Origin of the sequence: Gilliamella sp. Fer4-1 (assembly GCF_001690515.1) — a bacterium.
Taxonomy (GTDB): Bacteria; Pseudomonadota; Gammaproteobacteria; order Enterobacterales; family Orbaceae; genus Gilliamella; species Gilliamella apicola_C.
Genome location: NZ_LZGZ01000053.1, coordinates 1 through 20,921, shown reverse-complemented (window position 1 = coordinate 20,921; position 20,921 = coordinate 1). Strand labels below are relative to the sequence as shown.

The 20,921-nt window shown below is 36.9% G+C and carries 19 protein-coding genes and 1 CRISPR repeat array; of the genes, 11 read left to right on the top strand and 8 right to left on the bottom strand.

Annotated features, from left to right (window positions below; genetic code table 11):
* Positions 1-821 (top strand): hypothetical protein (locus tag A9G30_RS12825; protein ID WP_176700823.1); only part of this gene is annotated, 821 nt, incomplete at its 5' end.
* Between the two features lie 279 nt (positions 822-1,100).
* Here A9G30_RS12825 and yccS read toward each other — a convergent pair.
* Positions 1,101-3,221 (bottom strand): YccS family putative transporter, encoded by a 2,121-nt coding sequence (yccS, locus tag A9G30_RS01840; RefSeq protein ID WP_218057687.1) that lies wholly within the window; start codon positions 3,219-3,221, stop codon positions 1,101-1,103.
* A gap of 1,025 nt (positions 3,222-4,246) precedes the next feature.
* Here yccS and A9G30_RS01835 point away from each other — a divergent pair.
* Together A9G30_RS01835 and A9G30_RS01830 are read left to right on the top strand one after the other, a co-directional pair.
* A complete protein-coding gene (locus A9G30_RS01835; RefSeq protein ID WP_218057686.1) occupies positions 4,247-5,842 on the top strand; it encodes a hypothetical protein in 1,596 nt (531 codons plus the stop codon).
* Positions 5,843-6,360: 518 nt separating this feature from the next.
* Entirely contained in the window at positions 6,361-6,687 is a 327-nt protein-coding gene (locus A9G30_RS01830; protein ID WP_065580276.1) for a Grx4 family monothiol glutaredoxin, read from the top strand.
* A 99-nt stretch (positions 6,688-6,786) separates the two neighbouring features.
* On the opposite strand, the gene rnt is transcribed toward A9G30_RS01830, so the two are convergent.
* A complete protein-coding gene (rnt, locus tag A9G30_RS01825; protein WP_218057685.1) occupies positions 6,787-7,443 on the bottom strand; it encodes a ribonuclease T in 657 nt (218 codons plus the stop codon).
* 235 nt (positions 7,444-7,678) lie between these two features.
* Here rnt and A9G30_RS01820 point away from each other — a divergent pair, with 235 nt between their 5' ends.
* The 7 genes from A9G30_RS01820 to cysZ all read left to right on the top strand — a co-directional run bounded on the left by A9G30_RS01820 (position 7,679) and on the right by cysZ (position 14,381).
* Complete coding sequence (locus A9G30_RS01820) at positions 7,679-8,437, top strand: Nif3-like dinuclear metal center hexameric protein (RefSeq protein ID WP_065582759.1); 759 nt, start codon at positions 7,679-7,681, stop codon at positions 8,435-8,437.
* A 96-nt stretch (positions 8,438-8,533) separates the two neighbouring features.
* Positions 8,534-9,412: a 4-hydroxy-tetrahydrodipicolinate synthase gene (gene dapA / locus A9G30_RS01815; protein WP_065566282.1), complete on the top strand. Its 879-nt coding sequence runs from the start codon at positions 8,534-8,536 to the stop codon at positions 9,410-9,412.
* 39 nt (positions 9,413-9,451) lie between these two features.
* On the top strand, positions 9,452-10,204 hold the full coding sequence (gene bamC, locus A9G30_RS01810) for an outer membrane protein assembly factor BamC (RefSeq protein ID WP_065580267.1): 753 nt from the start codon (positions 9,452-9,454) through the stop codon (positions 10,202-10,204).
* Positions 10,205-10,273: 69 nt separating this feature from the next.
* A complete protein-coding gene (purC, locus tag A9G30_RS01805) occupies positions 10,274-10,984 on the top strand; it encodes a phosphoribosylaminoimidazolesuccinocarboxamide synthase (RefSeq protein ID WP_065566284.1) in 711 nt (236 codons plus the stop codon).
* Positions 10,984-11,439, top strand: coding sequence for a DUF441 domain-containing protein (locus A9G30_RS01800; RefSeq protein ID WP_065566285.1), 456 nt, complete (start codon positions 10,984-10,986; stop codon positions 11,437-11,439). Before purC ends, A9G30_RS01800 begins: the two co-directional genes overlap by 1 nt.
* Before the next feature lie 3 nt (positions 11,440-11,442).
* Positions 11,443-13,413 carry a tRNA(Met) cytidine acetyltransferase TmcA gene (locus tag A9G30_RS01795; protein WP_065587860.1) on the top strand — a complete coding sequence of 657 codons (1,971 nt, stop codon included), beginning with the start codon at positions 11,443-11,445 and terminating at the stop codon, positions 13,411-13,413.
* Between the two features lie 164 nt (positions 13,414-13,577).
* Complete coding sequence (gene cysZ, locus A9G30_RS01790) at positions 13,578-14,381, top strand: sulfate transporter CysZ (RefSeq protein ID WP_081295543.1); 804 nt, start codon at positions 13,578-13,580, stop codon at positions 14,379-14,381.
* A gap of 38 nt (positions 14,382-14,419) precedes the next feature.
* On the opposite strand, the gene A9G30_RS12290 is transcribed toward cysZ, so the two are convergent.
* From A9G30_RS12290 to pdxS, 5 genes are all read right to left on the bottom strand, one after another.
* Positions 14,420-14,578, bottom strand: coding sequence for a YpfN family protein (locus A9G30_RS12290; protein ID WP_081295541.1), 159 nt, complete (start codon positions 14,576-14,578; stop codon positions 14,420-14,422).
* 42 nt (positions 14,579-14,620) lie between these two features.
* Positions 14,621-15,760 (bottom strand): succinyl-diaminopimelate desuccinylase, encoded by a 1,140-nt coding sequence (dapE, locus tag A9G30_RS01785; RefSeq protein WP_065587864.1) that lies wholly within the window; start codon positions 15,758-15,760, stop codon positions 14,621-14,623.
* Between the two features lie 13 nt (positions 15,761-15,773).
* The gene (locus tag A9G30_RS01780; RefSeq protein ID WP_065566288.1) at positions 15,774-16,133 is read right to left on the bottom strand and encodes an ArsC family reductase; all 360 of its coding nucleotides are present in this window, start codon (positions 16,131-16,133) and stop codon (positions 15,774-15,776) included.
* Between the two features lie 351 nt (positions 16,134-16,484).
* Positions 16,485-16,813: a CRISPR direct-repeat array (repeat unit 29 nt; unit sequence AGTTTACCGCCGTGTAGGCGGTTTAGAAA).
* 214 nt (positions 16,814-17,027) lie between these two features.
* Positions 17,028-17,615, bottom strand: coding sequence for a pyridoxal 5'-phosphate synthase glutaminase subunit PdxT (pdxT, locus tag A9G30_RS01775; RefSeq protein WP_065587859.1), 588 nt, complete (start codon positions 17,613-17,615; stop codon positions 17,028-17,030).
* A 2-nt stretch (positions 17,616-17,617) separates the two neighbouring features.
* Positions 17,618-18,505 (bottom strand): pyridoxal 5'-phosphate synthase lyase subunit PdxS, encoded by an 888-nt coding sequence (pdxS, locus tag A9G30_RS01770; protein ID WP_065587858.1) that lies wholly within the window; start codon positions 18,503-18,505, stop codon positions 17,618-17,620.
* Between the two features lie 185 nt (positions 18,506-18,690).
* Between pdxS and A9G30_RS01765 the strand changes: the two genes are divergently transcribed.
* Positions 18,691-20,100 carry an aminotransferase-like domain-containing protein gene (locus A9G30_RS01765; RefSeq protein ID WP_065587857.1) on the top strand — a complete coding sequence of 470 codons (1,410 nt, stop codon included), beginning with the start codon at positions 18,691-18,693 and terminating at the stop codon, positions 20,098-20,100.
* Positions 20,101-20,106: 6 nt separating this feature from the next.
* On the opposite strand, the gene A9G30_RS01760 is transcribed toward A9G30_RS01765, so the two are convergent.
* Positions 20,107-20,715 (bottom strand): IclR family transcriptional regulator, encoded by a 609-nt coding sequence (locus A9G30_RS01760; RefSeq protein ID WP_081295537.1) that lies wholly within the window; start codon positions 20,713-20,715, stop codon positions 20,107-20,109.
* Positions 20,716-20,921: the final 206 nt, after the last annotated feature.

Genomic DNA, 20,921 nt, shown 5'->3' with positions numbered 1-20,921 from the left:
GTTCGACCGCTACGTTACAACAAAACGGGTGGAATGATGAAAATTATCTTAAATTTAAAGCAACTACAGGCTTCCAAAATTGGCCAGTATTAAATGGTTATTTGCAAAATAGCCATTTGGATGACGTTCTTTTTAATGAGGTAGTATTTGTTCATATACAAAATAACGATAAGCCGTATTTTGATGAAATTAGGCAAAGTTTAGTTTGGTGCGTAAAAGATGCCGAGAAAAACCAGTTATTTTTACGGCTGTTTTGGGATGAATATAGAAAATCACGCATTGAGGTTTTACGTAGTTTTCTAGAAACACAAAATCAGCCTTTAACCATATTAGTGAAAGCCGTAAAAAACGAGAGTTTTTTAGATTTAGAACCTTTCGCTTTACTTTATAAAGCACAAAAAACAAATGAAATAAAAACCTTAAATCTTGATTTTGAAGATTCTTGGCGCCGAAGAAAAACCGCAGTGGCCGAACACATGTTTCTCTCAAATACTTATACAATGCGAAAAATGCAGTTAAGCGAAAATAATTACACTAAAGATTCGCTTTCAACTTTTATTATTCAGCCTCTATTAACAATACTTGAAAGTGTGACTTGTTCAGGACGACTTGAATTATTTATCGATCAAAAACAGCAATTGAAAGCAATTCAACATGATTGTGACACTTTAGGATTAAACTCGTTAAGTTTAGTGTTAAACAAAATCCTTAGCAATCAACTCATCTCGATAACGCATCTATTACAAGCGGTTTATTTATGTTATCTATTAAAAAAAATGCATTATCAATTACCTATACAGCTTATTAAGCCGAATTGTTAGCTTAAAAATCTTTCAGAAAAGCTATTGATTTTATTGAAGTTTTTTTGTGATGCAATTGCTTTCTCATCCTAAATCATTCTAAAGTCGTTAAAATGGTTTTTATTGATGCCAAAATGAATCGCCAATGCATTAATCGTAAAAATGATTAAACTCTATAAAAAGTAAAAGTGGTGATTCAATCTGATAAATTAATCAATCGTTTTTTAGTAAGTAAAGAAATAATGAAAAACGTTATAAGAAAATTCGCCTTGCCTTAGTGTAACCTTGCTTTAGTATAACTTAGCTTTTTAGGCTACCAGCCAGAGCGATTAACTCTGGCAGAATATCTAAAATTAACACCAATTGTTGCATAACTAACAAATCATTATTGGCTAGATTATCATTGAACGAGAGCGTTTCAATATAATCTGTGGTCGATTTTTTTATTAATTGATATTTTTCATCCAGTTTTTTATCTGTTAACAGATTGATAATATACACTGATAGATCGTCAAACAGTTCAAGTGTGTGGGGCGAAATCCCTTTATCTCGGTGTGCGCCTAAGGTAGAAAGATAACTAATCAATGTATGATTAAGGGTTAATAAACGAAATCCTTGATCAATAACTATTGGATTCATATGAGGCTCTTTTGTCATCAAACTAATTAAAGATGATAAATCGGCATTGCTATCATGAGCGGCTCGCCTTGCTAATCGATATTGCGGATCGTTGGTTTTTCCTGATAAGTACTGGCTACCAATTAGCGCTAAATAATGGCTGTCATCATGACAAACTCGATCAATCAATTTTGGTAAGTTTCTAAATTTCCAATCAGGCCAAATAAAACTGACGGCAAACCACGCAATAAAACACCCTATTAAGGTGGCAATAATGCGTGAAATAGCCACCGAAATGCTACTTTCACCAATCAGGCTAAAGCTAAAAAATACTAACAATGTAATAAAGGCGGTGGCGTAAGCATATTGTGAATTTTTAAATAAAAAGAATAACCAACCAGTAATGATAATTAACACTAACTGCTCTTCAACGCTAGGAAATAAATAAGTAAGAGGAATGCCAATAATAATACCTAATAGAGTGCCGATTACACGTAATTTTAATCGGTGTTTTGTCGTTGAGTAATTAGGTTGGCAAACAAATAGGCTGGTTAAGATAATCCAATAGCCATGAGTAAGTTGGAAAAAGGAAAGTACCATATAGCCAACAAATAGGACAAGGCTCATACGAATTGCGTGGCGAAATAATGCTGATTTAATCGTCAAATTACGTTTGATTTTGCTAAAAATATCATGAAAGCTCGTTAGCTCTTCGTCAACTAGCTGATTATCTTCTTGTTCTTTTGATAGATGTTGTTCAGTATCAATATTGGCTAATAATAGATCAATAGATAGTAAGTTTTGATATAAGCTTTGCAAAGATTTAACCAATAATGCATTGTTTTTATCACGAATTTGATATTGTTTGATAGCTTCTTCAAGGTACGAAAAGTAATGCACAAACAGGGGATCGTGCTGATAAGTTTGATTTAGCTTAATTGACACAGCTAACTTAGTGCAAGCTTTGCCTTGCAAATTTAAAATACGTGCAAACCGAAACAAAATATCGCTATGCTTAAAATGCTGGCTTAAGATTTGATAATTGCTATGTGACGAGCTAGCCCGCTCATGAATATCTTGTGCGACAAAATAATAGTTAAGCATCTTTTTGACAGAAGATTGCCCTCTGTAACTCTTTAGTCGATTAAACAGTGTGCTTTTGGTTTGATTAAAAGCATTAATCAACTGATTATTGCTATCGGCCAGTTGTTGTGTTTGTTTGATAAAATGATTGGTTTCATCGGGATCAAACATTGCCGCTTTATCATCAAGATATTGCGCCAACTTTAAAAAACAGTAAGATAAACCTTGTTGTGTTGTCCGAATTGGTTGAATAATTGATTCAATAAACGAAACAATACTATACCAAAGTGTTCCTAACAATAAAAAACAGGGTAATGTATAGTTGTCTGTATATAAATTATGCCCAAGCATGGTATAGGCAGCAATCAAAAGTGACCCAAAAGCAATAACACCATAACGTTGCCCAAGCGCACCCAGCATAATAAAAATAAACGTTGAAGACATCAGCCCCACAATAAACAATGCCGGGTAATCAAATAACCACTCGACCGAAAAAGTCGCAATAGAAAAACAGAACAATGTCAGTATGATATTAATACAGCGACTTAATGGGCGGGTGTCGATTTCAGTTAAACCTGCCGCGACAACGCCAAGAGTCAGTGGAATAACCAGCGAAGTGTGTCCTAAATACCAGGGAACCAACGTCGATCCCGTTAAACTAATTAACATTCGAAGACTAAAAAGAAGATTACTGCTGTAAAAGACTTTACGTAAAGTCAAAATGAATGCGTGCACGGTGTATACGGTTTAGTGTGAGTTGAAACGATGGTAGCTAGCATACTATATTGTCGGGATTTGTGGAAGGGTAGGCAAAAATTGTCATCCTTTATAAGGTAAAAATAAAAAATTAAATAAAATCAATTGGTTTTCTGACTGGTTTTTCATCAAAAAAATTCGTCCATTTTTACCATTACTAAGCGGCTGTTGTTTTTTTTGACGCAATAATATGCTAAGAATCAATCATATCTAAAAGTCGCAATAAAAACTTTCATTTAAAATAGTGGAGCTAAAACGCTTTAACCTAGTTATTTTAAAAGTCACTCCATCCATTAAAAAATTTACAAAAAACTGACAAAAAAACGTGCTAAATATTTTTGAAAAGTAACAATTTCAATTATTGAAAAACAATCTCATCAAGTAAGTGGTAAACCAGAAAAATAAAAAAAGGTTTGTGTGGTAAGTGAAATGTGATGCTGTATTATTTTGGGCGTCAATGCTGGTAGCCCTATGCCTTGATTGCTACCGCCTTTTTCTAAATCGTCAATTCAGTTAAGAATTTGTGGTCGATATTTTGCTGGTATGTTTACTCCCTTTTATATTTTTTGGAAAAAACGCCAAGAAAAAAATTCAATAAAATCAATGGTTTTTCTGAATGATTTTTTAGGCTGACAAAGGTTTATTTTAAGGTTTGTGGGGTTTTAGGTGTTTTAAGTTTTGTCAGTAAAGTGTGTTATTAGTGAAAACCTCTGAAGCGTTAATCTCTTAAACGTATCCCATAAAATCGAATAGAATAATGCGATTTCCCACAAAGCCAATTCTTAAAAGTCGTTACGCCATTCATTATTAATAATTAAACAAAAAACAAACAAAAAATTAACAAAAAGGTAGCAAAAAAAATTTTAGTGGTTATAATTTCGCGGTTTAAAAACTAAACTAGACAGTGATATTACACGCAGAAAAAAATTAAAATAAAACAAAAATCACGAGATGGGTGAAATGTAATGCAGTATTATTTTAGACACTGGATGTCCTATATCTTAACTTTTGTAGCTAGTTCCAAAAATTGCTTTTATGCACGCAACTTAATTAAATTCACAAAGCTGTCTTTTTCGTTAAAGAAAAAATTGCTACCGCCACGCTTCTTGTTGCCGTTGTTGCTATTATGTTCATTGGATGTGCAGGCATTATCTGCGCAAAGCACAAAAGTAATACAAGGTAGTGCGCCGTATTTTACGTATGATGGTGGGCAAACGAAGATCTCAACCACCGAGGAATTATTAAGTATTAAGCTATCAGACGGTCAAATTATCACACCACAAAAAAATCCGTCAAGCCCAACAAATCCCATTGAGTTACCGCAACTGGGTGATAGTTTTAGTGATATTACTATGCTCGTTCCAGTGGACGTGAATTCAATAGCGCTAAATGCATTACTCGGCCCGCCATATCATTATTGGGGGGATGATGATGGCGACGGTCAAGACGCTAATGGGGCTAGCGCAACAGGGACTTTAACGGTTGATATCACCGATAAAGATGATAATGCCGTGAATCGTAATACGGTATTAAATATATGTGATGCACCTTATAAAGTAGTATTAACAAGCAGTGACGGTAGCTTAAGTACACGTTATGGCATGCCCAATAATAGTACATTTGATAGTGGTAGTGCTGTTTACTATATCAAACCAAAGGGATCAACCCGCTGTCATTATGATGATATCAAATACGTAAGGCCAAATTTATTGCATAATAATTTTGCACCAAAAGGTGCATTAGGCATTTTTGAGACTGTTGGTCATTCTTATCAGTTTGCGCTTTGGGGCAACCTGCACACGGACAATGATAGAGGCGGATTTTTAGTCCAATCAACTAAGTTGGCTACCTATGAACAAAATTTTCCGACAACAGGCGCTAATGGGCTGTATTTTTATTTAGATATGGATGATGACGTAAACCCAAGCGAATTAAGTTGGCCTTCGGTAAGTCAGGGGGGGATAACCGCTAGCATGACAGTAGAGCCGCCAAAACCATCAGCCGGTGACGGTTATCACTTTGAGCGTTTAGGCGGGGTAAAGGTCACCCTTACCGGGCCTACGGTAACGGCAGCTCAAAGACAATCTCGCAATCCAGGGACAATAGCTAAGCCAACTTTACCGCAACTATTTGTACTAAAGGGTTATGATAAAAGTAATAATGTGGTAATCAAATATGGATTTGTGTTGAAGCAGTGGTTTGTTCATCGTGGTACAAAAAGGGCTTTCTATTCTGACTCATTAGCATGGTGTAATAGTTTGGGGTATCGTCAAGTAAAAATTAAGGATATAACCAATGCCAAGTGCGGTTTAGGTTCCCGTTTTCCTTGTGTAAATGGCATCGATGGAGCAGTGCCAACATCAAACTCTTGGTTTCGCCAACGTAGAATCGATGCTGGCTTTAGTACGGAGTGGGGAGATGTTAGTTTTTACATTGGTTCTAGTTTTTTCAACAATAACTACGATTGGCATTGGACTAGTGACATTTTCAATGCAAGCAGCCATTTTGTGGTAAGTCCAGCGGAAGCTACTGTTGATTACCGCGGGAATGGCGACAATTGGTATACTTTGTGCACTTATCCCTAGCGTTGGGCATTGATAAAAATTCTAAGTTTGCAAAAAGCAATATAAAATTCGGCTAAGCAAAGTCAGTAAAGCGCCAAACGTTCTGTAGTCAGGTGGCGCTTTAGTTAATTACCCCCCCAGTTAAGCGCTTTTGTAGTAGCAAGAAAAGGGATTGTTAATCAAATGACTAACTGTCATATTATGGCTAAAAAATAACGTTAAAAACCTCACATAAAAACTTAAAAATCAAGAATAAAAACATTAATAAAATCAATAGGTTTTCTGACTAATTTTTGATGATAAAACGTATTAATCTTTTGTTAGCTTAAAAATTATTTTGCTATTTTTTACTAATGAGAAGTAAGTCTTAAAATGATACGATTAATCATAAGCAGATGCTATTTATTGCTCCTTGTTTGTTTTAAAAATATGCATTAAACAATGGGGATTTAAGATAGCAGTGGGAACAATATCCATTGTACGTTAAAATAGTCAGTATTATTACGAAAAATGATAAAGGAAATCGTATGACCACTGAAATGACAACGCTCGATAAAATCAAAAAACAAATTGCCGATAATCCGATTATTCTCTATATGAAAGGTTCGCCAAAATTACCAAGTTGTGGTTTTTCGGCACAGGCGGTGCAGGTTTTATCACAATGTGGAGAGCCATTTGCCTATGTTGATATTTTGCAAAACCCAGATATTCGTGCCGAATTACCTAAATTTGCTAATTGGCCAACGTTCCCGCAATTATGGGTTGAAGGCGAATTAGTGGGAGGGTGCGATATCTTACTAGAAATGTTTCAAGCTGGCGAGTTGCAAACACTTATTCAACAAACTGCCGAAAAACATAAACCTTAATTTTTAAATAGCATTAAGCGTGCAGATTATAAGCGCGCTTTTTAATCGGTAATTTTTTGTTATTGTGTTTATGAATGCTTCGTGTTACTAAGTATTTTCTCAATCCATGATTGATGTTACTTCTCTATCATCTATGGCTGTTAAAGGCCATCCACCTAATGTTTTAAGTCGATTGACGATTTTGCAAAAGAGTATCGCAGTTTTTTGCGTGTCGTATAATGCGCTATGAGCTTGTTTGTGATCAAATTCGATTTGTGCTACTTGACATGCTTTGGCCAGTACGGTTTGCCCAAAAATTAAGCCACTTAGTGATGCCGTATCGAAGGTGGCAAATGGGTGGAATGGATTACGTTTGATATTTGAGCGTTCAGCGGCAGCCATTAAAAAACTGTGATCAAAGTGTGCGTTGTGTGCCACAATGACTGCGCGGGTACATTCGTTATTTTTTATGCCGGCTCTAACCATTTTGAATATTTCGTCTAAAGCGTGCTTTTCATCTACCGCTGAGCGTAAAGGGTTAGTCGGATCGATTCCGTTAAAAGCCAGTGCTGTTGGCTCTAAAATCGCGTCGCTAAATGGATTAACATTAAATTGCAAGGATTGATCTGGCTCTAGCCAGCCGTCGGGTGTCATTTTTAAAGTAATAGCGGCAATTTCTAAAATAGCATTGAGTTTTGGATCAAACCCTGATGTTTCTATATCAATAACAACAGGATAAAACCCACGAAAGCGTTCACATAATTTGGCGTTTGGCACGTTAATCTATCTTAATTTGTCAAAAAAAGACTATTATGACAGCTTTTGATTATTTCGCCTAGCATTGGCATTGAGATTTGCTATTGAATAGTTAATTTTAATGCGCTTTTATTGTGGCAAGGATTGTAGCCATTTTGGCAAAATAGAGATTAAAACGAACAAGAAGATGCGCTGATTGATTAAAGTGATTATAATCAATCATCATCATATAAATGATCTTAAAACCGAGTGAATTATGCACAACTTTGAATTAGAAAAGATAATTAATAATGAACTACAAATTACCCGTTATCGTGATTATGCACCAAATGGATTGCAAGTGCAGGGGCGCGAACAGGTGCATAAGATTGTGACTGGCGTGACCGCGTGTCAGTTATTATTGGATAAAGCGGTTGAATTACAAGCTGATGCTATACTTGTGCACCATGGCTATTTTTGGAAAAGTGAACCACAAACCATTACAGGTATTAAATATAAACGGCTTAAAACACTATTAACGCATGATATTAATTTATACGGTTATCACTTGCCATTAGATGGACACTCCATTTTTGGTAATAATATTGAGTTAGCTAATTTGTTGGGGATTGCGGTCGATAAGCGTAATGATATCGCTGATCTGCTTTTTACTGGCACGTTAAACATGCCACTGACGGCGTTACAATTTAAACAACACCTAGAGCAAGTGTTACACAATAATCAGCGACAAGTGTTATTTTGTGGTGATAATGCACCAGCAGTAATTAATCGTATTGCGTGGTGTAGTGGTGGAGGGCAAGATTATATTGAGCAGGCAGCGCAAAATGGCGTGGATGCTTTTTTTACTGGCGAAGTTTCGGAACGCACTATTCATATTGCGCGCGAGTACGGCATTAATTTTTATGCTGCTGGGCATCACGCTACCGAGCGTTACGGCATTAAAAAATTAGGCGAATGGTTAGCTAATAATCATGGTGTTGAAGTTATTTTTATTGATATTGATAATCCGGCGTAACAAAAGTTGAATTTACTTTAGAAATATCGCATACTTGTTCGCAGATTTTTTATTCTTTACGTTGTGTTATAAACCAATAATATGAGAGGTCATTTTATGTTTACAGGAAGTTTGGTCGCACTTGTTACTCCGATGGATACAAAAGGAAATGTTGATCATGTAAGCTTAAAAAAATTGGTTGAATATCATATTGCTAATGGGACATCGGCTATTGTTTCGGTTGGGACAACAGGCGAATCGGCAACCCTTGATCATCACGAGCATATTGATGTTATTAAACGAACAATTGATTATGCTGACGGTCGTATAGCCATTATTGCGGGCACAGGGGCTAATGCAACTAAAGAGGCTATTGAATTAACTCATCGGGTTGAAAATATCGGTGTTGTAGGTTGTTTAACGGTTGCGCCTTATTATAACAAACCTACTCAAGAAGGTATGTATCAGCATTTTAAAGCCATTGCCGAAAGCACCGCTCTGCCTCAGATTTTATATAATGTGCCAGGTCGCACCAGTAGTGATATTAAACCTGAAACGGTTGGACGCTTGGCTAAAATCAAAAATATTGTTGCATTAAAAGATGCAACAGGCGATCTTTCTAGAGTCTATCCTACTCGTAAATTGGTTGGACCTGACTTTAAGTTACTTAGTGGTGATGATTCAACATTTTTGGATTTTATGATTTTAGGTGGTGATGGTGTTATTTCCGTTACCGCTAATGTTGCAGCTAAAGCTGTTGCAACTGTATGTCAACTTGCTGCCAATAACCAAATTCAAGAAGCCCGAACTTTAAATGATACCTTAATGGCTTTACATCATAATTTATTTATCGAACCGAACCCAACTCCAGTCAAATGGGCTTGTGCAAAATTAGGTTTAATGCAAGATGCAACAATTCGATTGCCAATGGTATCACTCAGTGCATCATCGATCCCCGCAGTTGAGCAAGCGTTAAAAGAAGCAAATTTACTCTAATTAGTGTTGTATAACCTTTATTTTAAAAAGTAGATATCTATGTTAAATCACACATTGAACAGAACTTTATTTAAAAACAAAGCCATTAAAAAAGTGGCTGTTTTAACCATTATGACTTCTTTATTTCTTGTTGGCTGTGGGAGCAATCAAAACTATAAGCGTGAAGTCGATGGAAATGAAGATTACCTTAAAGCGCCTACATTAAAACCGTTAATTATTCCTGATGGCATTTCTGTGCCAGCTGAAAGCGGTGAATTTTATGTTAATAATGCTGAACTTAGCGGTGATTTAGGCAAACGAGTGGATATCCGCCCACCCATTTTACCGATTCCGACTATTCAAGAAGCCTTTGCAATTTATAATAACGGCGCGGTGACGTTTAACGTGCCATTAAGTTATAACGTGTGGGAGCGTATCCCGAATAGTTTAAGCAAAAGAAATATCTCCATTGTTAGTCAAGATCATAATACGCTAAAAACTGGCAAAGCATTTATGGTACGTGCAGATGAAGATCAAACCGTTGAAGCAGCTTATTCATTCAAACGACAATTAGTGGGTGATACCGAAACGATAGTGATTTCAACGCTTTCGCTAACACGTGGGGCTGATGATTTAACTTCGCAGCCTATTGAAGTACAGCGTTATGTTGTTGGCTTATTTAATGGCATAATGGATGATGTTGCACCAGATTCATTGCGCGTTGTACCACCAAAAGCGCAAAGTGATGATGCTGCGAAAGACAAGACCGAGGGCAAGAAACCCGCAACAGCCGTGAGTGGTGAAAATCAATAATAAGTTTGGAATTTAAGGAGCGAATAGCTCCTTAATTCTTTATTGGCAATTTGATATAAGGTTATAAGCATGAAAAAGTTGGCTGAGCTTTATCGTGGTAAAGCAAAAACGGTATATACAACCGAAAACCCTGATTTATTAATCCTTGAGTTTCGCAATGATACATCGGCATTTGATGGTTTACGTATTGAACAGTTAGAACGTAAAGGAATGGTTAATAATAAATTTAACTATTTTATTATGACTCAATTGCGTGAAGCAGGTATTCCAACCCAAGTTGAAGCTTTACTATCAGATAATGAAGTGTTAGTTAAAAAGCTACAAATGGTACCTGTGGAATGCGTGGTGCGTAATCGTGCAGCGGGATCTTTAGTTAAACGTTTAGGTGTTGAGGAAGGCAAAGTTTTAAATCCTCCTACATTTGAATTATTTCTCAAAAACGATGCATTGCATGATCCAATGGTAAATGAATCGCATTGCAAAGCCTTTGGCTGGGCTAGTGAAGATCAATTAGTTAAAATGAAAGAGCTCAGTTTTAAAATTAACACAATTTTAACTGATTTATTTGATAAAGCGGGGCTAATATTGGTTGATTACAAGCTTGAGTTTGGCTTATTTAACAATGAAATTACCTTAGGTGACGAGTTTTCACCCGATGGTTGTCGTTTATGGGAAAAAGATACACTAAAAAAAATGGATAAAGATCGCTTTCGACAAGGTTTAGGTGGCGTAATTGAAGCCTATGAAGAAGTGGCAAAACGTATAGGTGTTCCTTTGTAATGTTTGCGCAGTTTGATATTTCTTTTTTTCTTCTTTTAGGGTTAGCCGCACTGTGTTATTTAACACATAATAACACAGTGACATTTGCAGTACTATTATTGTTATTATTTAAGCTAACGCCATTAGCTGTTTACTTTCCATTTTTAAATCAATATGGTTTAACTATCGGTATTGTTATTTTAACGGCAGCTATGATGGTGCCATTGGCGGATGGATCATTAAAGATTGGCGATCTTGCCAAATCGTTTACCTCTTGGCAATCTTTATTGGCAATCTTTGTGGGTATTTTGGTATCGTGGCTTGGTACCCGTGGTGTATCGCTAATGGGAGCACACCCAACCATTATTAATGGCTTAATTATTGGCACATTAGTTGGTGTGGCTTTTTTCAAAGGCATTCCTGTTGGTCCGTTGATTGCGGCTGGTTTGTTGTCGTTATTGATTGGAAAAAGTTAGTCTATGTACAACGCCAACAGCACAAGAACGCTATGGGTGCTACAGGGTGAAGCTAGGCAATTATTTGCACAACTTAGTCATATTATCGGTAATTATGCTGGAGATTGGCTAACGATCACCTCGCAGGCTAATTGCCAAAATGAATTTGTTTTTAATATGCTTCCCCCTAACCAAACAAAAAAGTTATTAGGGCGCCAGTTTCGACATGCTATATTTGATGCAACAGCAGGATTCAATCTTGATGCCTTTGCTATGCTGGTTGGCACACTCGTTAAAGGTAGTATGCTAATTTTGTTATTACCTAACGACTTTTCCCGTTGGCATGATCAGGACAGCTTGCGCTGGAACGAAAATCCAACAGCTATTACTGTGCCTAATTTTATTGCACATTTAATGCAGACCTTGGCGGAATGTGGTTTATCTTCTAATTGCAGATATTTTCCCCAACCCGCGACATTCTCGATTCCATCTTTACCCGTTATTACCGAAAATTATTGTGATTTAACCGAACAACAAAACACGTTAAAGCAATTGTTAAACAGCAATAAGCCTATTAGTGTTGTAGTTGCCAAACGTGGGCGAGGAAAATCAGCATTAGCTGGGCAGTTTAGCCACTATCGGCGTTGCATTGTTACTGCACCCAATAAATCAGCATTAACTACCTTTTTTACTTTTGCTAAGCCGAATACCCCCTTTTTTGCTCCTGATGAATTAATTGCATGTTCTCATAATAATTTTGCGGATTATTTGATTATTGATGAAGCAGCAATGATCCCTTTGCCAATGCTAAAAAAATTGCTACAACAGGCAATTGCCAATAATAGCCGAGTGTTATTAACTACTACAGCTGAAGGTTATGAAGGTACTGGGCAGGGCTTTTTGTTGAAATTGTTGTTAGACAATTCATGTCAATATTTCTACCTACACACACCTATTCGTTGGCATGCGGGTGATAAGTTGGAGCAATTTAGTGATCGGTTGTTGCTAAATGGTTTATTAGAGCAAAAAGCTGGCTCCGAGCTCAATGTGTTATTAGTACAATATTCAAAGATTGAACGCAATGATATTAATGCATTAAGATCTATCTTTTATTTATTAAAAATCGCGCATTATCAAACCACATTAACGGATTTAAGGCGCTTGTTTGACGCACAAAACTTGTCGGTCTGGCAGGCGACAATCGGCAATGAGCAAATTGCTGCAGCGCTCACCATTGATGAAGGCAACTTGCCCGATAGTCTGATCAATGAAGTGTGGAAAGGAACTCGCCGACCTAAAGGCAATTTAGTTGCGCAATCGCTTGTTGCACATGCGGGAGAACGGTTGGCAGCTAAATTGCGTTCGGTTAGAATTAACCGCATTGCGGTGCTAAGCGCCTATCGGCGCAAACATATTGCTAGCCAACTTATACAAACCCTATTTGATCATGCTAAAACACAGCATAATGATTTTTTGTCAGTCAGTTTTGCTTATAGCCCGACTAATTATCAATTTTGGACCGCTTGTGGATTTGTTTTGGTTCACGTTAGTAGCCATAAACAGGCAAGTAGTGGCAGTTATTCTGTTATGGCGCTTAAACCACTAACCGAATCTGGATTGCATTTAACCATTAAGCTAGAGCAAAAACTACAGCGCAATGCATACTGGCTTAAAGATATCATCGATTTGCCTTTCAGCGAGATGATCACAAAAGACAGTAATGTCATGCTTTCACAAGATTTAGATGCGCAAGATTTAGATGAACTGGCTGGATTTGTTTACTATCACCGACCGTTTGAAGCGACTTATGCGGCGCTGTGCCGATTGAATCACTATAATCAAACCCACCAGCAACCATTATCAATGCAGATATTGTCAGCATTGATAAAAAACAAAAATAATCAACCATTGATCGTGAATTTATATCAACTTGCGGGTAAATCAGCGCTAATGCAGGCTATTAAGCACGAGGTCAAAACATGGTTGGAAAAGTAAGGCAATAGTGTGATTTTTAACAAAATACCCAATAAAGTTAGCTGATCATTATTGCAGGTTGCCATGAGGTATGTTTACAATGATCATCATGTTTCAATTTAGTTTTTTTAACTCAATTCGTTTTTATTAAAAAGGAATCGAATGTGACGCATAATAATTTAGAAATCCGATCGCAACATCGGTATTCACAAACCAATCAACCAAAAAATCACCCAACAACAGGTATTGAGTATTTTTTTAAAGGATGGTCATTGGCGTTTAGCCCAGGTATTAAGCGATTTGTTTTTTTACCCATAATCGCCAATGTTGTGGTTATGTCGATATTATTTTATTGGTTTTTTCATACCATCTCGGGCATGGTCGATTGGGGGTTATCGTATATGCCAAGTTGGTTACATTGGTTAGGGTATATCCTCATTTTAATGGTCATTTTGATGTTAGTTATCCTATTTTGTTATTTCTTTAGCACTATAACTAATATCATTGCCGCACCGTTTAACGGTTTATTGGCCGAACAGGTTGAGGCACAGTTAACGGGTATTCCTGCTCCTGATACATCGTGGATTAGTATCATTAAAGATCTACCACGTATTTTTGGCAGAGAACTACACAAACTCGCCAATTATCTATTATGGGCAATCCCCATATTGTTAACTTATTTTATTCCTGTTATTGGACAATCAATAACGCCTGTGGTTTGGTTTTTATTTACTGCTTGGCAAATTAATATTCAGTATGCTGATTATGCCTTTGATAACCATAAAATAACTTTTCAGCGGATGAGTGAGTTACTTAAACAAGATCGGGGTGATAATTTAGCTTTTGGCATATTAGTCAGCTTTTTTACTATGGTACCGGTGCTTAATTTAATTATTATGCCTATTGCTGTGTGTGGCGCAACAGCAATGTGGGTTGATCGCTATCGTCATCAAGCACTATTTGATAGTAGTGCCCAAGATTTTCGCTAAGGCACGTGTTACTTTTTGTTAGTTGAATTTTTTGATGGCTAATCGTCGTCGTCATCTTGATAAGGGATAGGTTTTATCCCTTTCTTTTTTTCAAGATACGCTTTGTAACTTAGCCGATTGAGTGCTTTAATAGCATTAATAAAAATCCCAATTAAAATCACCACAATCATCCACCAGTAATCTTTTAACCACTCCATGCTATTTCCTTTTAAACTAATTGGATAACGACACAATGATAGCTATGTTAGCAACAATTTTTCTAAAATGCGGTGATAAATCGCAGTTAAGGTAATAATATCTTGGCAATTAGCGTTTTCATTGACCTTATGTATAGTTTTATTAAGTACGCCAAGTTCAATAACTTGGCACCCCATTTGAGCAATAAAACGCCCGTCCGATGTGCCGCCACTGGTCGATAGCTTAGTGTCAATATCGGTAAATTCTTTAATGGCACTAACCGCTGCATTAGTTAAATCGCCTTGTGGGGTTAAAAATGGGTGCCCTGATAATCGCCAATTTAACGTATAATTTAAATTATGCTTTTGTAAGATCTGCTCTACGCGTGTTTTAATTGCCGTGTCAGTCAATTCACTACTATAACGAAAGTTAAATTGTACACTCAGATCGCCAGGTACAACATTTTCAGCGCCAGTACCACCATTAATATTGGCAACTTGCATAGTCGTTTGTGGAAAGTATTGATTGCCTTCATCCCAAATAGTATTAACAAGTTCATCTAGTACAGGGGCAAAACGATGAATAGGATTATCCGCAAGGTGCGGGTAAGCGACATGACCTTGAATTCCATGTACAATCAAATTGGCAGTGAGTGAGCCACGGCGGCCATTTTTAATCTGATCACCAAGTACAACGTCACTTGACGGTTCGCCTACAATACAGTAATCAACACGTTCTTTTCGTTTAATAAGCAAATCAACGACTTTAACTGTGCCATCGCTTGCATCGGCTTCTTCATCTGATGTAATTAAAAAGGCCACTCGCCCAGCATGATTTGGGTATTGCTTAACAAAATCTTCTGCGGCACAAACCATTGCAGCAACACCACTTTTCATATCAGATGCGCCACGACCATAAAGCACACCGTGTTCATCAATGGTCGGTGTAAACGGTGGGTATAGCCATTTGCTTTCATCACCAACTGGCACAACATCGGTATGTCCAGCAAACATAAGGGTTTTACTGGTGGCATCACCATGATAAGCCCATAAATTTTTGGTTTGCCCAATATTCACTTCTTCAATAATAAAACCGAGCGGTTTTAATCGCTCAATAATCATCTTTTGACAGTTTTTATCGTCAGGGCTTATTGATTTTTCAGCAATGAGTGCTTTGGTTAGCGCAATAACAGGTTCAGTCATAATAGTCTCGATTTTATTTAGATTGCGAAATAAATTGTGAATAAAGCTCATTTGAAAACCCCAACACAGCACGCTTGCCACCGTCAATAAGCAAAGGGCGTTTTAAAATGGATGGGTTGGTTAACATAATCTTTTTTGCAGATTGCACATCATTTATTTGTGAACGGACGGACTCATCTAATTTTCGCCAAGTTGTTCCTCGGGTATTAAGTAAACTTTGCCAATCGACTAATTGCAAAAAAATATCTAAAAGATCTTCAGAAAGACCATCAGTTTTATAATTATGAAATTGATAACTGACATGGTGATCATCAAGCCAAGTAAAGGCCTTTTTCATTGTATTGCAGTTTTTAATGCCATAGATGATGTACATAATAGAGATCCAAGTTTGAAAGATAACAAAATTATAGCAGTATGGGCATTGTGCAGCAAATTGCAAGAAACTATTTGGTTAGATATCTTATTATTGATTGATTTAGTGTCATTAATTTTTTATCCATTGGTTTTATCTTAAAATAGAAATAAAACCAATGTGGTATCTGATGTTTTTTGCGTGAAAAATTAAGTTATCATATAAAAATTTAAAAACTTGTTACCCTTTTTTTTAACAAAAAATTAAAATTAATAAAAACAATGAATTATAAAACAATTTCCAAAAAGGGTTTTTGAAGACAAAAATCCTATTTGCCTTTTGCCAAACAAAGTTTATAGTATATTCGTTTCTAGTTTACCGCCGTGTAGGCGGTTTAGAAATGCGCTCACAGTTAATCCATTTTTATCTAAAAGTTTACCGCCGTGTAGGCGGTTTAGAAATCGCGCTCATATGTGTTCATTAGAGTATGCAAGTTTACCGCCGTGTAGGCGGTTTAGAAAACGGCACAATCAACGCATTACAAGAAAGCAGAGTTTACCGCCGTGTAGGCGGTTTAGAAACAGATCATTTAATGTTATTGGTTCTGCCGTTAGTTTACCGCCGTGTAGGCGGTTTAGAAAATCCAAAATATTCTTTCGCTATCGCTGTTGGTGTTTACCGCCGTGTAGGCGGTTTAGAAACATATCGTGTATCCAGCTCGTATCGTCACGCAGTTTACCGCCGTGTAGGCGGGTGCGTTTATAATGACAGTAAAAATCTATTGGGAATTTAAAGGACAATTAGCTATAGATTTTTATTGATTAACATGAGTAATCAACCATTAATTAATTGCAATAAATTAGCTATTAGATAAGGGCAGTCTTTAGGGATTTTATATAAAATCCCTTATTTAATTTAGCATTTATCAATAAAGTAACGCATAATGCGATTATCATTAGTTAGTTCGGGGTGAAAGGCGCAAACTAGGATATTGTTTTGTTCTGCCATAATACAATGTTGTTGGACAAATGCGAGTTGCTGAACAGCTTTTCCTGCTTTGGCAATATAGGGGGCTCGAATAAATACAGCGGGTATTTGTAGACCAACAACTGGTATATCTAAGGTTGTTTCAAAGCTGTTAACTTGGCGTCCAAATCCATTTCTTTCAACACTTATATCGATTAAATTCAATAACTCTACTTCGTTATGTGTTGTGGTTTTACCGCAAAGCACAAACCCAGCACAAGTGCCAAAAATACCTTTGCCTTGTTTAGCAAATTGTTGAATGGGTGTTAAAAGCCCATTTTGTTTGATTAAACGGCTGATTGTTGTGGATTCTCCACCTGGGATAATTAAACCATCTAACCTTGCTAATTGTTCGGCTTTCTGAACTAAAGACGTTTGTACATTGTTGATACTACTTAACATTGTCATATGCTCACTCACCGCACCTTGTAAATTGAGCACACCAATATGCTTGATACTTGGTTTTGATGAATACATTATTACCAACCCCGATCTTGCATTTTTTCGGATTGAGTCAGTGTGCTAATTTCAATGCCTTTCATTGCTTCGCCTAAACCTTTTGAAAGCTGAGCTAAGCGTGGATAATCATCAAAATAAGTCGTGGCTTGTACAATGGCTTTGGCAAATTTTTCGGGATTTTGTGATTTAAAAATCCCAGATCCAACAAAAATGCCATCGGCACCAAGTTGCATCATTAATGCAGCATCAGCGGGGGTTGCTATGCCGCCTGCGGCAAAATTAACAACGGGTAATTTTCCTTGCTGTTTGATTTGTAAAACCAGTTCGTAAGGTGCATTTATTTCTTTGGAAAAGGTCATTAATTCATCTTTTGATTTACTGACCACTAGGCGGATTTGCTCATTGACTTTACGCATGTGGCGCACAGCTTCAACAATGTTACCCGTGCCGGGTTCACCTTTGGTGCGTAGCATTGATGCACCTTCGCCAATTCGGCGTAGTGCTTCACCCAAATCACGGCATCCACAAACAAATGGCACGGTAAATTCATCTTTAAGTAAGTGGTACTGTTCATCGGCAGGGGTTAATACCTCGCTTTCATCAATATAATCAACGCCCATCGATTCTAGAATACGGGCTTCAATAATATGACCAATTCGAGCTTTAGCCATAACAGGTATACTCACAGTTTTCATCACTTGCTCAACAATGGTTGGATCAGCCATTCTGGCTACGCCACCAGCCGAGCGGATATCCGACGGTACTCGTTCTAGTGCCATCACTGCAACTGCGCCAGCTTGTTCGGCAATTTTGGCTTGTTCTGCATTAACAACATCCATAATTACACCGCCTTTTTGCATTTGTGCCATGCCTCGTTTAACGGTTTGTGTGCCTGTAACTTGGTTCATCTTTTACTCCTTTTTAGGTTTATAATGGCAATATTGTTTAACTGTAATTAGTGTAGCGTATTATTCAAAAATAAAGCACAATAAAAAACAGCCAATTGGACTATAATAAAACCATCCAATTTTGGGTAAATTTGCTGTAACAAAAATAATTAAAAAATGGGCTAAACCATTAAAGTGGAATAATAATGTGGGATAAACAAAAACTGGTACCATTTACTGGAGCGCTTTTTAAAAAGGTGACGCAGCTAATAGAACACTATATTGAACAGGGCGTGTTGATCGCAGGTGAAAGGCTACCGTCAGAACGTGATCTGGCAAAAAAATTGTGTGTTAATCGCTCAACTGTGGTTCATGCGCTGGAGTTGTTAACAGAACGGGGTGTGCTGATCCGTCGTCAAGGGAGTGGCACCTATGTTAATAAGCAAAAATGGGGCGTGCAAGCTTATTCATCGATTAATTGGCGTTTACCTGCACATTTTTATCATAATAAACAATCGTTTTATCAGCAAAAAGTAGCGCAAATTCGCGAACAACAATTGTGTATTTGTGATCTGGCTAATGGTGATTTACCAACGCATTTAATCCCCAAGCTCCAGTTGCCAAATATTTCGTTAAATGAATTAATTATGCACGAAAAAAACAGTGATATGTTGCAATTAGGTTTGCCATCGCTTAAAGCACAAATTGCACTTTATATGCAAAGTCAGTTTGCTATGCAAGTTGATATTAATGAAATTTTAATTACGTCAGGTACGCAACAATCATTATTTCTTATTACACAGGGTTTACTTAAACCTGGCGATGCAGTTGGTATAGAGTCTCCTTCCTATTTTTACTCATTACCTTTGTTTCAAGCAGCCGGATTACGTTTATATGGTATTGAATGCGATAATGAAGGCATAACGCTTGATAGCCTATCAAATTGTGTACGGCAACATCAAATAAAATGGTTATTTTTAAATCCTATTTTTCAAAATCCAACAGGGTTTGTTATGAGCAATGAGCGAAAGTTGGCAATATTGGCATTTTGCCGACTACAATGTATCGGGATTGTTGAAGATGATGCTTATAGCCGTCTAGCATTTACTCCTGATTTAGCTGTAACGCCAATTAAAAAGTATGATCAGCATAACCAAGTTATCTATTTAGGGTCGTTATCAAAATATATTGGGCGTAATATTCGTGTCGGGTGGATGTTAGCGCCGCATAATATTATCGAAAATTTAGCCAAAATTCGTCAACACATTGATTCAGGTTTAAGTATATTGCCACAATTATTAGCTCAAGAATATTTACAACGTTATCACGCTTCACACCAACAACAATTACGTCAAGCACTACAAATCAAAGCTGAACAGTTAATGCAGTGGTTAGATAACTATTTTGGTGGTGACATTACTTATCAAGCGCCGTTGGGTGGTTTTCATCTGTATGCTCATTTGCCCGTGAGCACGGTGGTACAAGAATCAACCTTGCTTAATCAATTGCTGTCAAAAGGGATAATTGTATCGCAAGGTGCCGATTTTGGTGACGAACTTGGCACCATTAGGTTAAGCTTTGGTCATTTTGATCAGCAACTGAATATGGACAAATAAAATAGATTAGCTTTTTATTTTGTCAGATAGCATTTTCGTTGCACTCAGTAAATATTGAACAAACTCGTTGATTCTTTCACTTGGCATTTGAAATCGAACCCCTGATGTGCTAATTGCGGCAATGACTTTGCCACTTTTATCATAAACTGGTGCAGCTAAGCAAGTCACTTCGTCAAAGTCTTCGGCGTTATCAAATGCCCAACCTTGTTCGCGTATTTTTTTAAGTTCCTTTTTGTATGCCGTTTTTGTGGTAATTGTGTTTTGTGTTTTAATCACTAAGTTTTCGTTTGGATATAACTCATCAATACGCTGTTCTGGTTCCCATGCTAAAAGTGCTTTACCAAGAGCAGAGCTATGCAATGAAAGCTTGCGACCTAGCCAGCTTTTGACCTGAATTGCGCTAGGACTTTCGACTTTGGCTAAATAAATCGCCGAGTTGCCGTCTAATATGCCTAAATGGCAAGCAAGTTGCGTTTTATCTCGCAAAAATGAAAGAGGCTCAATGGCTAGCTCTTTTATATTAAATTGTTCAATTGCTTTATTGCCAAATTCATAAAAAGCAAGTCCTAAAAAGTATTTTCCTTCATTTTGCCTTAATAAGCCATTAGTAATCAAACTGGCAAGTAATGTTGATTTACTTTAGTGGTTGTTTTTTAATCGCCTTATGAAAGTATTAAATAATCAAAATATTAAAGAGTTATCAACAAGTTTATTCAATACTTATTAAATCCAACAGTGAATAATATTTCAAGTTAGTTTTGGCATTATTAGTTAAGCCTGTGATGAAGGTTTGCTTCAAAATTTGTTCTGACTATTAAACT